This window comes from Taibaiella soli (genome assembly GCF_003236175.1).
Taxonomy (GTDB): domain Bacteria; phylum Bacteroidota; class Bacteroidia; order Chitinophagales; family Chitinophagaceae; genus QKTW01.
The window spans coordinates 97246-113116 of the sequence record NZ_QKTW01000022.1 but is presented as its reverse complement, the minus strand read 5'-3'; the positions used below and the strand labels follow the sequence as shown (position 1 = coordinate 113116).

The following is a 15871-nucleotide window of genomic DNA, read 5'->3' as shown; positions in this document are numbered from 1 at the left end:
ACTTAGACAATATCTGGCGTAAACTGCGCCAACTCATAGATTCCAAGTTTCTTTTCAATATCTGCGACCTTTCCTACCATTGTTTCAAACCCGTCCTTGCCGAATTTTTTTTGTTCATTCTTTTCAAACGCTTCGCCCAGCGAATCATACTCATGCTGCGATACAATTTTGCGAAACGCCGGAAAGAGCACCGTGTCTTCCCTTGATTCATGCGGCCGGTACATGCGGTTGAATGCCGCCAACAAATCGACCATCTTCTTATGGTCAGCGTCCGTAAGATTGTTGGTCTTGGATAATTGTATCAATTCCTCGGTAATTCTCCTGCCTGCATTATGTTGTTTTAGTAAAGTATCTACCAGATCTGTGAGTGTATTCGCTTTTCGGAAACGGGGAAACAGATAATCTTCTTCCTGTTTCTCGTGATAGTCTTCGACAAATGTTCGGAGAATCATCGCAGCATCATTTAGGCTTTCCAGCGGGAAAGAAGCGTTTTGAATTAACTGCAACTGACAATGATCGTAGATCAGCAAGATCCGGTTCAGCAAGCCATGCTCCTGCATCAGATCTTCCGGCGGAGAAACCTCCTTTTCCTCATCTTTATCTTTTCCACAAGACGAAAGCATCCCCAACCCAGGCACGGACGCCAGCATAACTGCCTTAAAACTAACATGAAGAAAAGAACGCCGGTTGCATCCGGCCTGCTGCGATAATTCTGTCGCTTCCATAAAATGAAGTTTAAAAAAGCTGTACCAAAATTGTTCCTGAAGAGCTAAAAACTGAAAGTTCAAAACTTAAAGCCTGACCAAATTTACAGAAAATGTTTTTCGTGATGGCCCCGGAAATGCGACGCTGCTATTATTGAATGTATGACAACCAAAAGCGCGAAACAAGGAAATTGTTTCGCGCTTCTATCACAAATCTGAAATCGGGAATCTTCAATAATCAAAGCTTAATCTGCACATGCTTCGGATATTTCTTCAATACTTCCATATAGCGCCCCACTTCTGTTTGTAGCGGTACGCCGAGCGGAATATGACGAATCCCTACTGTTTCATCTTCTTGTGGATTGGTATAAAGATTGAACATGATAGAACCTTCTGCTTTTTCGATCGCACCGCTGAAACCGCCGTTGTAGCCTTTCTTCGTAATCGCAGTTTCGTTTTGCGCCATCAGCATAAATTTAAACTCATCCATACGCACACCCGCCAATTCATCATTCCAAAAATAAAAAGTAGACTTCCGATTAGACTGACCACTATCTGCAATCAGGAAAGATGTTTGATCGATGCCATCAATATAGGTTTTAGCAGGCACCAGTTTCGACAATGCTGCGCCCCCCTTTCCAGCCAGCGACGCCGAAGTATTAAAAATATCAGCGAGGTTAAACAAACCATCTGATTTGCGTGGTGTGATTATACCTTTCCAATAAGCAAAAGTTGGTACACGCACGCCTCCCTCATAATCGGAGCCTTTGGCACCCCGGAAAGGCGTACGTCCGCTTGGTGGTACTTCCGCTTCCGGTCCATTATCTGACGTGAAGATAATCAGCGTATTTTCAAGCTGTCCGGTTTCTTCCAGTGTTTTATACAAGTCGTAAAAAATATCGTCCATTTCTACGGTGCAATCGCCATAGACAGTACGCGATTGCGAACGGCCCGCATAATATTTGTTGGGATAATTATCAAAGTGGCAGCCGCGGGTGCAATAGTAAAGGAAAAATGGTTTATCGCTTTTACCCATCTTCCGAATAAAATCCTGTCCATATTTTTTCCAGTCCTGATCCAGATCCGGAATATTCTCTACCGTGATTTCTTTTACTTTTTCTATCTGTCCGCCCTTTGCAGCATGTACATCATCTTTGCTGAATGGCAGGTTTTTGATGTATTCATAACGTTTCGGACTCAGCGCTACTTCCGGATTATAATTCGGATCACGCCATTCTGTATACATGTCAGACACTGAAAGGAATCCTCTAAAATCGTCAAAACCTACATTTTGTGGTTGTGACCCTGTATTCTCGCCCACATGCCATTTACCAATTGCCTGCGTCACATAGCCCTGGTCAGACATAATCTTCGCAATAGTGGTAAAACCTTCCAGACCGCCTGGCTGACCATACATTGGCGGAGATAAAATGCCATGATGAATGGGATACATGCCCGTTAAAATAGTAGCACGTGTAGGCGAACAGCTGGGCTGCGAATAGGCTGACGTAAGCACTAAGCCTTCCGAGGCCACCTTATCGACGTGAGGCGTATTATTTCCTACCGCAATGCCGCCGCCGTTAAAACCCCAATCCATCCAACCCATATCGTCCAATAAAAAAATGAGGACATTTGGTTTCTTCTTGAAACGTTTTTCAAGCGCTGCTAATTTCTTTTGCACCTCGGCATCCTGCTCGGGATGTGCAATCACAGGTTCCATATTATCAGCAATTGACTTGGCAGGAATAACCAGGTATTCGTTTGGATGATCGTAACCAGGCTTCCCCGGCGTTGCTTGAGGACTTTGTGCTGTAGCAATGTCTGAAGCCAGCAACAAGGCAGTAACCGAAAGCAGTAAAGAAAATCGCCTCGAGTGATTTCTTGTTTTCATAAGCATTGAAATTTTAGGTATAAACTAAAGTGTATGACTAACCCTTAATTGTTTCTCTATTTCTCAGCGCGCTTATTATGGTGATGATCATATAAATATAATATTTTAAAATAAATTTTAAACATGATAGGATGAAGCTGCCCGTGTTTACGAAAAGGTTCTTTCTCACGACGGCACAACGCACGGATAAAATTGAGAGGTTGATAGGTTAATACATCCAAAGCAAAAAAAAATAATAATCCGTGTCGGCGCGGAATCCCGCCTGTCGTCGGGATGATTATGTGACTACATACTCGTAGCGCGCCGTATTGTTTACGTCACCCTGACGAATTATTCGGTGCCCATAATCAAAAGACAATGACACCTTGATTTAGCAATAGTCCTTCAAATCTCACTTCAAACCATCATGTTCCTACTTTTTTTATGCCAAAAAAAGTAGGCAAAAAAGGGCAGTCTAAGCCAGATCACTCCGTGGCTTAGACAGTCGCCCGATTGAGCTTCATTGCTACTGTGCTGCCAAACTAAGAGCCTTGAAATTGAACTCAATTTTAAATGTGTCATTGGCACAAAGGAAGGGTCCCGCATAAACACGTTTTCGCAAACGCACCTAACCAACCACAAAAGAAAAAGCATCTCATGTTCATGAGATGCTCAAACTCAATCCGGTCTTACCAACCGAACCTATAACTTACCACCTATAACTTACTCCCATCACTTACCACTCTTAATCGGGCATTTATCCGTTTTGGACAGTTTCTTCATTAATGTCTGTGCACTTGGCTCTGTCACCTCCTGCAAATACAGATGGCTACCACTACCGATCTCAAGATAATTCGCTTTTCCGTCTACAACTGTAATTGTCATAGGTATTGACTTGGTATGACTACCCAGACCTGTATTCTGCACCGAAACCGTATGCTGTCCGGCCGGCACATTTTGCACGGCGTATTTATTATTTGGCAGTTTACAAACCAACTGACTGTCGAGGTAAAGATTGAATGAAATCGCTGAACCCACATAATTGAGCGAGCGCAGAAAATAAACTTGTCCGCCACTCGTTTGTGCTATTGACCTTGTAAATCCAAAAGCACCGCATGCCATTAAAATTGCAAATCCGATTTTCTTCATGAATTGACGATTTAAATAAATGATAAGGTAACCTGATACTATTACCTGATTACGAATGTATATATTTAACTTTTAGAATTGATAATTCACTTGTTAACTTTATTGTTTTCCCCACATTGCTTCTATGAATAAACTTCTGACATTATCTCTTTTTCCATTATTACTTTCCATACCATCAGCGAACGCACAAAGCCATACAGGCGGCGCAGGAACTGTTGCCATACAAATTGACCTGATACATGTAAAAGACGATCAGGTTGCAGTGACGGTGACACCTCCGGCAGATCTTAATGGAAGCGTCAGCTATCATTTTGCGCGCATCATTCCAGGCACTTATATGATTTCTGATTATGGCCGTCTGGTATCTGATATCCACGCATTCAACAAGGACGGAAAGCTGATGAATATTCACCAGGATGATGTCAATACTATAACGATCGCCGACGCCAAACAATTGGGCAAACTGACATATCGTGTTAGCGACACCTATGATAACGAAACTGGCTCAGCGTTTACATCCGACAATCACGAGATTTTTTCTCCGGCCGGGATCAATATCCTCGCAGGCGAACAATTCATGCTGAATATGGCAGCTTTTGCCGGCTATTTCAACGACCGACAGGAAACGCCATATACAATCACCATCCTGCACCCTGCGGCACTATACGGATCTACAGCCATGATTGACGAAGACACTGCCGCCAGTACCGATTTATTTCGTTGCGCACGCTTTGCAGAAGTGATCGACAACCCTGTTATGTATGCCCGACCCGACACAGCATCATTTACGACCGATGGCATGAAAGTCTTACTGGGCGTGTATAGCAAGCTCGACCAAAAACATGCTGCACTGATGTTGCCGAGTCTTGAAAAAACGATCCGTGCGCAGAAAAATTATCTCGGCACGCTGAATGATACGCGCAAATACGCCGTGCTCGCCTACTTCACGTCTATGAGCAAAGAAGAACCAAAAGGTATTGGTGCGCTGGAACATGCCAACGCGACTGCTGTCGTCTTCAGGGAAGGAATGGGCGGACGTGATCTCGTACATGTCGTTGGTCATGAATTTTTCCATACGGTAACGCCATTAAAAATTCAATCGAAAGAGATCAGATACTTTGATTATGAACATCCGAAAATGAGTCAGCACCTCTGGTTTTACGAAGGTGCCACAGAATATTTCGCCACTCTTTTTCAGGTAAATCAAGGACTCATTTCTGAAAATGATTTCCTTGACATTATGGCAAAAAAGGAAGAATCCGCAAAAGATTATAATGATACCCTGTCGTTTACAAGAATGAGCAAAAACATTGTAAACAGCGATATGCAGAAACAGTATCCGAACGTCTACATGAAAGGCGCGCTGATCGCAATGTGCCTGGATATCATCTTGCGTGAAAACAGCGGTGGACAAAAAGGAATGCTAGAATTGACAAAAGAACTTGCGAAAATATACGGACCCGATCGCCCTTTTGATGATGATGAACTGATTCCGCAAATCACCAAACTTACCTGCCCGGAAGCCGGTGCATTTTTGAGAGATCATGTACAACAAGGCAAGCCAATTGATTATTCTAAATACTTGCAGCGCGTTGGTGTGAAAAGCACGACAGTAAAGATTCCCGAGCCCATCGTTTTTGTTACACAGGGACAACCTTATATCAATATAGACGATGAAAAAAAACAAATAGTTGCGGACATGCCGGACACTGCGAATGCGTTTTTCCAAAATCTCGGCGTGAAAAACGGTGATGTCTTATTAAAAATGAACGGACAAAATTTTGATCCGAATGACGGTACTGCATCCCTGCTAATGGGGTACAACCTGGAAGAAGGTAGCGATGTAATCATGTCCATAATTCGCAATAGCAAACCGATGACACTAAAAGGAAAAGTGAAACTAAACTACACAGATGGTCCGGGATATCGCTTCGATAATAAAGCAAAAGAGCAATTAAAAAATGCCTGGCTTCGGGGATAATAGGCTAAAGGGTTAAATCGTGGGGAGTGCTCCCAAAAAATTATTACTCGCACGCTTTTAACCTATTAATTCTTTTAACTGAGCTACCCGATTACCTCTTCAACTGAATTAACCATTTAACTAATTAACCATTTAACCAAATGAAAAAACTACTGCTGCTTGTTCCGTTCCTCGCCATGTCGGGAAAAATGATTGCTCAGAAAGCGACTGTTGTTGCTGCGTTTGAGAAGTACAATATTGATCAGACGATTTTGGATCCTTCTATTAAAAAAACACCAGATGATCTTTCGTACGATTATAAATACACCAGTACGGCCAATGAAAAACAAAAGGTTACAACTGCGAAATATGATCCCACCAAACCAGTCGGCAACCGCTGGATACTGACTGCAGTAGAAGGAAAAGTCCCAACAGATGCCGATATCAAAAAATTTAATAAAGATCACAGCAAACCAGTACCCAACGGTAGTAAAATTGACGAGGCATCAATGAAAGTAGAAAAAGAAACGCCGGACCAATTGGTGATCAGCTACAAACTGGACCCCACTGGCCTTCCCAGTGAAGCTTCTTTTCTAAAAGATTGTCGCAATTATCTTACCATTAATTTGCAGACAAAAAGATTGGAACAATTGCAGACGTTGAATGAAAAGCCTGTAAAAATTAAAATCTTCAATGCCTCTAAACTTGATCTGGTGATTAAATACAACTACAACGAAGAAATGAAACGCTATCTGCCGCAAAGCGAAGACCTTAATTTGATTGTAAAATTCCTTGGCCAGGAAGCACCAATGGAGACGCTCAGCGAGTACTCTAATTTCGCGAAAACGAATTAACGCTGAAAGCACAAAGCTTAAAGCTTACCCAGTGAGAAAGTTCCCCGCAAAGATGAATAAGGAGCAAAGAACCCAAAAGTCTTTGCTCTTTTTTTACGTAAAAACAATTCCACCCTCGCGACGATCTAACCCTTTAACTTTTTAACCTTTTTAACCTTTACCAAACTTTTTTTAAGACAGACTGTAACATTCCTCCCAGTCCCGTATCTAAAAAGAAAAAAATCATGAAAATCCTCATTCGCCTGGCACTGATCGCACTGTCATTCTTTATCCTGAAAACCGGACATGCAGCGAGTTACCCGTTTGATATACAAATAAGCGGCAAAGGCAAACAAGCCATTGTTTTTATTCCTGGCTTCGCTTGCTCCGGTAAAGTTTGGGATGATACGAAAGCCGTTTTTGAAAAAGATTTCACTTGTTATACATTAACCATGCCAGGCTTTGCCGGCGTTCCAGCATCAGCTGACCCTTCTTTTCATAACTGGGAACTGGCGATTGCAAATTTCATCAAAGACAAAAAATTAGACCATCCGATTGTCATTGGTCACAGCATGGGTGGCGGACTGGCACTCGCACTAGCAGCAGATTATCCGCAGTCAATCGGAAAAATTGTTGTAGTTGATGTATTACCTTGTCTGGCCGCTTTACGTAATCCCGCTTTTCAATCAAAAGAAAACAATGATTGCTCACCAGTGGTAAAACAAATGACCAGCATGCCCGACAGTCAGTTTCACGCAATGCAGGTTATGACGATGACGCAACTAATGGCCGATTCAACCAAACGTGCTTCAGCTGTGGATTGGAGCATGAAATCTGACCGTAAGACTTTCGCAACGATGTTCTGCGATTTCTCCAATACTGACCTTCGCGAGAAAATTAAAAGCATTCAATGTCCTGCGCTGATTTTACTGGAACCTCAATTTGTATTGATCGGTGGCATTGCGCAGCAATATCAAAACATGCCTACAGCGCAGCTGAAATATGCCAGCAAAGGCCTCCACTTTATTCAATATGACGACAAGGAATGGTATCTTCAACAACTGAGCGATTTCCTCCAACCCACCAAGAAATGATTTTTGAACAGATTTACACTGACTACTGGCAAAAAATATTCCGCCTGTGTATGGGTTATGTGAATGACTACGAACAGGCACAAGACATGGCACAGGAGACCTTTATCACCGTCTGGCAAAAACTCCCGACCTTCAGAAATGAGTCAAACATCGGCACCTGGATATTCCGCATCGCAAGTAATATTTGCCTCCGGCAGATAGAACGCGAAAAACGATATCAAAAAACAGAAGTACCGATTCACCTGGCCGAACAAAAACAAGAGAATATTGAGCCTCAGTTACAATTCCTTTATCGCTGTATTTCCCAACTGCCGGAAACTGACAGGATCATTATTTCATTAGAGCTGGAAGGCATCAAACAAGCAGAGATCGCACAGATCGTGGGTATCTCCGAAGTAAACGTGCGGGTGAAAATGCATCGCATTAAGGATCGTCTGGCGCAAAAATTTAAAGACAATGAACTTCGATAATCTAAAAGATCTCTGGCAACAGCAATCTGCTCCAAAGCCCGATATAGAAGCACTGCACCACACCGCAGGTAAGTTTAAAAAGACCGCTACTATAAAAATGTTGCTCTGCATCATCGCGCTCATTTTTACCGCTGCGTTTATCATTGGCGTATGGATACGCTTCCAGCCACAACTGATCACTACAAAAATCGGACTTGTGCTGATACTGTTAGCCATATTGCTATTTGTCGTTGCATCGACGCAAAGCATCGGGATGTTTCGCGCCGTCAACATGGCGGAGACTAATACGGAATACATTGATCATTGGATGGCGGTAAAACAACAACAGAAAAAAATGCAGACCCTGATCCTGTCCCTTTATTTCATTTTACTCTCGGCAGGACTCGCACTGTATATGTACGAGTACGCCGTCAAAATGAGTTTCTCAGGTGCACTGCTCGCATACGGCCTCACTGGCGCATGGATTTTATTCAACTGGTTTTACGTTCGCCCACGTCATATCAAAAAACAAAACAGCAAACTGGATGAGATTATTGACGGGTATCGGAAAGTGATGGAGCAGTTGGGGGAGGATACGTTGAAAGGTTGATACGTTAATAAGTCGATACGTTCTTATGTTATAATACTGGCGCAGGAGTTAGTGGAGCGCTCCTGTGCTTCCCTTGTCCTGTGCTTCGCTGGCGCAGGTGTTCCGAAGGGCCACCTGTGTCAACACATGGTCAGTCTCCCGACTGACGACTATCTGTCTTTCCCATAAGCTTCATACACCATTTTCAAAGCTGCGTCGAGATCAAATTCACAATCTCGTGGCAAATTCGCCGACGCAATGCTGCCCATGTCTACCTGCCAATATCCGCCATGCTTCATAATTTCATCTCCAATTAAACGATATGCCTCTATTGGAATTTGGGACGACAACCAAAGTCTATAGACAACGTAATCCGATTCCTTAAGAATATTGACAATGCGATGTACACCTTCCTCATTGGTCTGCGTCTCAAACTCCGTTCCATAAGTTAACCGCTCATCCAGAATATCATTTTCGAGCATGCGAAAAATATTTGGAGCAATTTGTTCTACCAAATTGTCATAGGTCACATCCTCGAAGCACAGCGTTATTTGGATTGAATTATCTTCCATTGAAATAAAATTACGAGGGCGACAGCATATGGCCTCCTCTTCCTAAAAATACGTAGGTTTTCAGAAACCCTTGTTCGGCAAAGTCTCCGGACTTTGTCGCAGCGGTGACCGGTCTCACGACCGGCTAAAAGCTACTTACATCTTGCGGTCAGGAGACCGAATCAGACAGAACGAAGCTTGGAGACTTCGCTCAACTAAAACGCAACAAAGACGTCGCGATCGCTACCAAAAGCCCGACCAATAACAAGGTTCGAATATCGGCTTAATTTTTAGCCGACCTTTCCGGTCAATAAACCCGACCTTGCCATCGATTTCTACATAGGCCCGCCCATGATGAAAATCATATGCTTCGTCAAATTGCGCGGCGATTACAATTCGTCCTTTACGGTCAACGTATCCCCATTTCCCATCCAACTTAAACACCGCTTTTCCCTCGTAAAAACTATTCAGAAAATCAAACTTAGGGCTAATCACCATTTCCCCTTTTTCATTATAAGCACCACACTTCCTATTTTTATCTTCCACCACATACATTCCTTCTCGCAGATTGCAAGTGGTCAAATAAATTGCCGGCACAATGATTTTTCCCGCTTGATTTTTCCGTCCCCGCCCGTTTGAATCTTCAAAGCTTCCAGGGTAAGAATTTCTAGGTCGCCAAAGCCTGTACGATTCGCCAATTTCCTCGTAAGCATATGTCTTCCCTGTTTTATCGATAAGCTTTGACTCATGATCAAACGTCATCACTTGGCCGTAGCGGGACATGAATGGATAGCATATTCTATATTGTGCAGGTATCACCACTTCACCTTTGTGATTAATATAACCACAACTATCTTTTATTTGAAAATCACAAAGGCCGTTTGAAAACCCGTCAAATATATCGTCATACAGAAATGGAATAACAGTCTGTCCTTTAGTATTAATAAATCCATATTTTTTACCGATCATTACGGCGGCCAGGCCTTCCTGAAAGTTATTAGCATCTGAATACCGCAATGGAATAGCAATCGTTCCCTTCCTTGTTATATAACCATACATACTATCTTTTTCGACCGGGATTAAACGATATCGGATTGGCGACAAACAAACATAATCCCATTCAGCCGGAATAATGATATGCCCTCTCTTGTTGATACAGCCTTGCTTACCATTTAATTTAATTACTGAAAGCCGCTCCGGTTTACACGCGAACAATAAAATGGTAGATGAAATGAAAAATAGCAAACGCAGCACTTTCGCAGACATTAAGACAGGATATTGTAAACCGTTTTAAAAGTACAATAAAAGCGTTGTGTAAATTATATCAAAACAAAAAAGCTCCTCAATTGAGGAGCTTTTACATTCTGGTGGAACCGGGCGGGGAATTGTCGAACTTTTTTGTTGATAATTTATTGGAAATCAACGATTTCATACAATCACATAATTTCATGTCGGTGTAATAAGCGTTGTGCTGAATTGTAAAAAGGAAGGCTTTATTGCCTTCCTTTTTTTATGCTCAAATCCTTTTTCTCTGCACTTTAGCTTGTAGCAATTGTAGTAAACAATAAACAACTGATTTTCAATTTCAAACTGTGCTACAATGGTCTAAATACTTGTTGCTATTTGTTGCAACTTGTTGCAAAATCAGATAACGTTTGACACAAAACCATTCATTCATGGTTAATTATCTTGGTGGATTGTTCAATTTGCTCAAGTTAGATTAGCCACAATAAATATCCTAATACAGCACCTCCAAGAACTACAAAGGCACTATTTAGTTTGGGAAACTTCATCGCTACACCAAAACCAGCGACTGCAATAGTAACCGACCTCCAATCTGCAATAGTTGCTTTACCCATTTCAACACATACAGCAAGAATTAAGGCTACAGATATAATATTAACAGTATCCAGGAAAACAGACATGAACTTTGACTGCCTTAGTTTCGGGATCAACGGATTCAACAGTGCTACAAAAAGAAAAGATGGCAGGAAGATGCCTGCCGTTGCTGCAATAGCCCCCGGAAGGCCAGCTATCTGCCAGCCAATAAATGTTGCTGATGAAAATACAGGGCCTGGTGTGAGCTGCCCAACGGCAATTGCATCAATAAGTTCCTGTTTACTCAACAGGTCTTTACTGACCAGTTCAGCATCCAGGAACGCAAACAACACATAGCCGCTGCCATAAAGTATTGCGCCCACTTTCAGAAATATCCAGAATAACTTCCAGTTAAAGCCTACATCTGAAAGTCCTCCTGCCTGTAGTAAGATAAAAGGAATGACACTGTTTACAGTACTCCGGCGGTTCTGTAAAAGATATAGCAAAATGCCTACTACGCCACCACCAAACAGTATCAGTATTTCATTGATACCCATTAGTGCAAGCACCGCTGCTGAAATTCCAATTACACCTAATACTAAGGACTTCAATGCCTTTTTTCCCAGGCTAATCATCAGCGAAACGATAACAGCAATAATAGCAGGCTTGATCCCGTAAATAAATGGTGTTACCTCCGGCAGCTTACCATATTGCTGATATGCCCAGGCAAATACACCAGTTATAAGTACTGCCGGTAGGATAAAACAAAGCCCGGCTACAATCAATCCTTTCCAGCCTGCCCTTTCATGCCCACAGTGCATAGTCATCTCTGTAGAGTTCGGCCCAGGTATAAGGTTTGTAGCGCCCACCAGGTCTAAAAAATACTCCTGCGACAACCATTTACGTTTACGCACCACTTCTTCTTCCATCATAGCAATGTGCACTGCAGGGCCGCCGAAACCGATACAACCCAGCCGGAAGAATACTTTCGCTACTTCTATCAGTTCATTTTTCTTTTCCATTGCAGCCTGTTGGTCAGTTTTAATGTGATGAAAGCAATGAACGTCCCCAACACCATGCCACCCAGCACATCAGAAGGGTAATGTACCCCTAAAGCAATACGGCTGTAGGCAACAAGCAATGCCCAGGTATATACAAGAAGAACTAACCACCACCTGCCACTTAAAAAGGAAATAGCGAAAGCCATTGCGAAGGCTTCGGTGGTGTGACCGGAAGGGAATGAAGCACTGCCCGCTTCAGATAATTTCTGAATGTCCGTATAGGTAATAAACGGACGCTGCCGAAACATTATATTTTTAATCAGCCATACCATTAAAGCGGAAATCAGGAAGACGGTTAATATTTTCAGGAACAAGGGCAGTATAGCTCTTCTTTTGAATGACAGGAAGAGGAGAAAAAGCAAAATGCCTATGCTTACAAAAGTATTAACGAAGGATAGCCAGTATAAGGGCATATCTAAAGCTGTTATCCGGCTGTGATGGATTAATCGCAACAAGGTCAGGTCATAATCATACAGGTTCACCATCATACCTGACTTAATTTGCGATCCAGGGAATATCCACCGCTACCCTTTAGGATCAGGAAGATGCAGCCCAATAGCATAGACCAGTCTGTTCTGCTGTCATGGAGCATAGACCAGAACCCATTATCAGCTAAAAGTTGCGCTTTAGTAGTGGCAATGGCCACCAGCATAATCGCAAGCAAAGGAATGGCGGCGAGCCTTGTGCATAGCCCGATTAAAATGAGGGTACCACAAATGATCTCAAACGTGCCAACAAAAGGAGCGAAAAAATCAGGATTAGGGATGCCTATTTTGGCAAATCGACCAACACCCAGCTTTTCTGCAAATAAGAACTTCTGTATGCCTTCAGAAAGGAACACGGCACCGACCATCAAGCGGATAATTATTGTGGTTGCTGCATTATCGCTGCGTATAATCTTTTGAAATAACATTATCGAGCCGATTGAAAACTTTGATTAGTAAAAGGCGGAGCAGAAGGAATTGTAATCACATTAAACTCATGCTGCGTAGCCCGGTGACAGTTATTGCAGGTATTAGTTAGAAGGATATAACTGCTTTTGAATAATAGTGCGTTTTGTTGCCCGACTGCATTCTTAACGCTATCCATCGCCGGACTTATCATCTGTATCGACTTAACTTCCGGCCTGTCTGCACAGTATTTTTGCGCAGCTTCCAGCGATTCTTCAATTTCATTTATTTCAAAATCAGCCAGCTTCCAGTTATTGTTAGTACCGGCAAACCATAGTTTTGCATGATGGACCTGTATCCCGCTCATAAACTCCCCTAATCCCGGTTTATAAGAATTGTCCAATTGTTGTTGCAGGCTGTCAATTCTTGTTTGCAGTTGTTCCTGCCTGTCAGTTCCCGAATTACACGCGGTAAACAGTAATAGTATTCCGACAACACCAGGTATCCGTTTCATTTTGCGAGATTTAAAGGACGAAATTTATTACCCGACAAAATTCGTACAATAATCAGTTACTATTCTGGTCTATTTGAAAATAGAATGGTACCATTTACTGTTTACGGAATGTAGTAGGTGTATTTAAGGTGTATCGTTTAAAATACTTTACAAAATGGGAAGCGTCTTTAAATCCCAATAAATAAGCGACCTCGGCAACTGAGTTTCCTGTGTAGAGCAATAATCTCTTAGCTTCACTAATGATATATTCTGAAAGCAGCTCACTTGCCGACACGTTAAGGGACTTCCTGCACAGCGCATTCAGATTTTGAGGGGTGGTATGCAATTGCTCTGCATAATAACCAACACTGTTTCTAAGCCCCACGTTTTGGCTAAGAAGTTCCCTGAATGCTTCAAAAAGGTCAGCATCTTTGTTCCTGCTATTGCTCAATGGATCGGACACATCCAAAATTTTCGCAAGAAGGGCTTTCAGCAACCCTTCCTGAACTGTGACATTGGTTTCAGTGGCAAGTAGTTCAAAAAACTGTTCAATACTATGAAAGTCTTTTACCAGCAAACAAGGAAAGCTGCTTAGTTGGGTCAGCAAGGATTTCAGTTCTCCGTCCAGGCTCTGATCTAAAAATGCTTTTTTGAGTATCATGACAAAGCCATCCGGTTCAGTAGTCAATTCCCAATGGTGTACCTGCTCCCTGCGAATAAGGAAGATGACCGGTGGTTGAACTTGATAGCAGCAATGATCTATGGTATGGGTTCCTTCTCCTCCTGATAAATAAACCAGTTCTACATAGCTATTATGTTTGTGCGGTTCTGTCTTTCGGATGTCTTTCCGAAAACGACTAACCTTTAAAAATTTGCCTTGGTCACTTTTATCTTTTATTTGAAGAAAAGGGTGCATTTTTTATAGCTATTTGCGATGGCATCTCCACAGATGACCTTTTGTTGTGTAAATACAGCCGCCCTTAGCCCTTGGAGTTGGGTCATTAAACTACAACTTAAATTACGCTGAAGGATGGATGTCTTATATGTTAGGTAAAAATAAAGTTTTCAGGTACGTTTGCACCTCAATGACCCGGATTATTTCATCTTCACCCGTTACACTAATTCTATTATTTTTTTAGCGAAAATGCTGGTACCCAAGCGGAAAATCGAACCCGCGAAACCCTTTACCAGACTGGATTTCGTGTCAATTCACATCAAATATATAAATTCAATAAAATGACGAAAGCCGCTCTCAGAGCGGCTTTCGTATCCTGTGGAACCGGGCGGGGAATTGTCGAACTTTTTCGTCACTAATTTATTGGAAATCAATGACTTCGTAAAATCACATAATTTCATGTCGATGTAATAAGCGTTGTGCTGAATTGTAAAAAGGAAGGCTTTATTGCTTTCCTTTTTTTACGCTCAAATCTATCCTTTTTCTCTGCACTTTAGTTTGTAGCAATTGTAGTAAACAATAAACAACTGATTTTCAATTTCAAACTGTGCTACAATGGTCTAAATACTTGTTGCTATTTGTTGCAACTTGTTGCAAAATCAGATAAAGTTTGACACAAAACCATTCATTCATAGTTAATTATTTGGTGGATGGTTCAATTTGCTCAAGTTAAATAAGCCACAATAGATGTCCGAATACAGCGCCACCAAGAACTCAAAGGCACTATTAAGTTTGGGCAGCTTCATCGCTACACCCGAACAAGCGACTGCAATAACCCGACCCATTGGATTCACCATATCTATATTCATAGCTTTACTTTCCTTTAATAAGGCAGAAGTACAAGTAGAATAAAAGTTCGCCATTTTAATCGCTTCAACTATTTATGGTTTCTCCGGCTATTTCCTTTTAAGAAGATTTAGTAACAAGAAGTAGTGGCACTTTTTATAAACAATGCCTTTTGGAAATATAGAGTTGAAATTTCCTTTTCATGCGCTCTTTCAGTAATTTGTTTACGCCTTCCAGATAAGCACCAGCGTACCTGAAATAATCAACCCCGCACCAATCAATGTCTTTGTCGTAAGTGGTTCTTTTAAAAAGACAAAAGCCAGAATTAAAGTGAGTGCAATACTAAGCTTATCAATTGGTGCCACCTGAGAGACATTGCCAAGCTGCAAAGCTTTGTAATAAAACACCCAGGAAAGTCCTGTTGCCAGGCCGGACAAAACGAGGAACAACAAATTAAATTTTGACAAACTGCCAATCGACGAAATACCGCCTCTGAAAAAGGCAATCCCCCATGCAAGGATCAGGATTACAACCGTTCTGATGGCAGTAGCAAGATCAGAATCAACACCCTTTATCCCGATCTTGGCAAAGATTGCAGTAAGAGAAGCGAAGAGCGCAGAGAGTAAAGCATAAACAACCCACATGATAATTTATTTTTGAAAATGAAAA

At 42.0% G+C, this 15871-nt stretch carries 16 protein-coding genes; 5 read left to right on the top strand and 11 right to left on the bottom strand.

All coding sequences use genetic code 11. The features are described from left to right. Window positions 1–2: 2 nt before the first annotated feature. The 3 genes from DN068_RS16360 to DN068_RS16350 form a co-directional block, all read right to left on the bottom strand. Window positions 3–725 (bottom strand): hemerythrin domain-containing protein, encoded by a 723-nt coding sequence (locus DN068_RS16360; protein WP_165836425.1) that lies wholly within the window; start codon window positions 723–725, stop codon window positions 3–5. Between the two features lie 217 nt (window positions 726–942). Then, window positions 943–2595 carry a sulfatase-like hydrolase/transferase gene (locus tag DN068_RS16355; protein ID WP_111000284.1) on the bottom strand — a complete coding sequence of 551 codons (1653 nt, stop codon included), beginning with the start codon at window positions 2593–2595 and terminating at the stop codon, window positions 943–945. A 711-nt stretch (window positions 2596–3306) separates the two neighbouring features. After that, complete coding sequence (locus DN068_RS16350; RefSeq protein ID WP_111000014.1) at window positions 3307–3723, bottom strand: DUF2846 domain-containing protein; 417 nt, start codon at window positions 3721–3723, stop codon at window positions 3307–3309. 124 nt (window positions 3724–3847) lie between these two features. Here DN068_RS16350 and DN068_RS16345 point away from each other — a divergent pair, with 124 nt between their 5' ends. The 5 genes from DN068_RS16345 to DN068_RS16325 all read left to right on the top strand — a co-directional run bounded on the left by DN068_RS16345 (window position 3848) and on the right by DN068_RS16325 (window position 8669). Next, window positions 3848–5704, top strand: a complete 1857-nt coding sequence (locus DN068_RS16345; protein WP_111000013.1) for a M61 family metallopeptidase — start codon at window positions 3848–3850, stop codon at window positions 5702–5704. A gap of 140 nt (window positions 5705–5844) precedes the next feature. Next, window positions 5845–6537 (top strand): hypothetical protein, encoded by a 693-nt coding sequence (locus tag DN068_RS16340; protein ID WP_111000012.1) that lies wholly within the window; start codon window positions 5845–5847, stop codon window positions 6535–6537. A gap of 224 nt (window positions 6538–6761) precedes the next feature. Next, window positions 6762–7610, top strand: coding sequence for an alpha/beta fold hydrolase (locus DN068_RS16335; protein ID WP_111000011.1), 849 nt, complete (start codon window positions 6762–6764; stop codon window positions 7608–7610). Beyond that, window positions 7607–8080 (top strand): RNA polymerase sigma factor, encoded by a 474-nt coding sequence (locus DN068_RS16330; protein WP_111000010.1) that lies wholly within the window; start codon window positions 7607–7609, stop codon window positions 8078–8080. Before DN068_RS16335 ends, DN068_RS16330 begins: the two co-directional genes overlap by 4 nt. Beyond that, on the top strand, window positions 8067–8669 hold the full coding sequence (locus DN068_RS16325) for a hypothetical protein (protein ID WP_111000009.1): 603 nt from the start codon (window positions 8067–8069) through the stop codon (window positions 8667–8669). The genes DN068_RS16330 and DN068_RS16325 overlap by 14 nt, the downstream gene beginning before the upstream one ends. A gap of 149 nt (window positions 8670–8818) precedes the next feature. On the opposite strand, the gene DN068_RS16320 is transcribed toward DN068_RS16325, so the two are convergent. The 8 genes from DN068_RS16320 to DN068_RS16285 form a co-directional block, all read right to left on the bottom strand. After that, window positions 8819–9220, bottom strand: a complete 402-nt coding sequence (locus tag DN068_RS16320; RefSeq protein ID WP_111000008.1) for a hypothetical protein — start codon at window positions 9218–9220, stop codon at window positions 8819–8821. A gap of 222 nt (window positions 9221–9442) precedes the next feature. Then, the gene (locus tag DN068_RS16315) at window positions 9443–10465 is read right to left on the bottom strand and encodes a WG repeat-containing protein (RefSeq protein WP_111000007.1); all 1023 of its coding nucleotides are present in this window, start codon (window positions 10463–10465) and stop codon (window positions 9443–9445) included. A gap of 449 nt (window positions 10466–10914) precedes the next feature. Then, window positions 10915–12039 (bottom strand): chromate efflux transporter, encoded by a 1125-nt coding sequence (chrA, locus tag DN068_RS16310; protein ID WP_111000006.1) that lies wholly within the window; start codon window positions 12037–12039, stop codon window positions 10915–10917. Then, window positions 12018–12566 (bottom strand): phosphatase PAP2 family protein, encoded by a 549-nt coding sequence (locus DN068_RS16305; protein ID WP_111000005.1) that lies wholly within the window; start codon window positions 12564–12566, stop codon window positions 12018–12020. The genes chrA and DN068_RS16305 overlap by 22 nt, the downstream gene beginning before the upstream one ends. Then, entirely contained in the window at window positions 12563–12991 is a 429-nt protein-coding gene (locus DN068_RS16300) for a DoxX family protein (RefSeq protein WP_207798989.1), read from the bottom strand. The genes DN068_RS16305 and DN068_RS16300 overlap by 4 nt, the downstream gene beginning before the upstream one ends. Further along, window positions 12991–13482: a hypothetical protein gene (locus tag DN068_RS16295; protein WP_111000004.1), complete on the bottom strand. Its 492-nt coding sequence runs from the start codon at window positions 13480–13482 to the stop codon at window positions 12991–12993. The genes DN068_RS16300 and DN068_RS16295 overlap by 1 nt, the downstream gene beginning before the upstream one ends. Before the next feature lie 94 nt (window positions 13483–13576). Continuing rightward, on the bottom strand, window positions 13577–14377 hold the full coding sequence (locus tag DN068_RS16290; RefSeq protein WP_111000003.1) for a helix-turn-helix domain-containing protein: 801 nt from the start codon (window positions 14375–14377) through the stop codon (window positions 13577–13579). A gap of 1049 nt (window positions 14378–15426) precedes the next feature. Further along, window positions 15427–15846 (bottom strand): EamA family transporter, encoded by a 420-nt coding sequence (locus DN068_RS16285; protein ID WP_111000002.1) that lies wholly within the window; start codon window positions 15844–15846, stop codon window positions 15427–15429. Window positions 15847–15871: the final 25 nt, after the last annotated feature.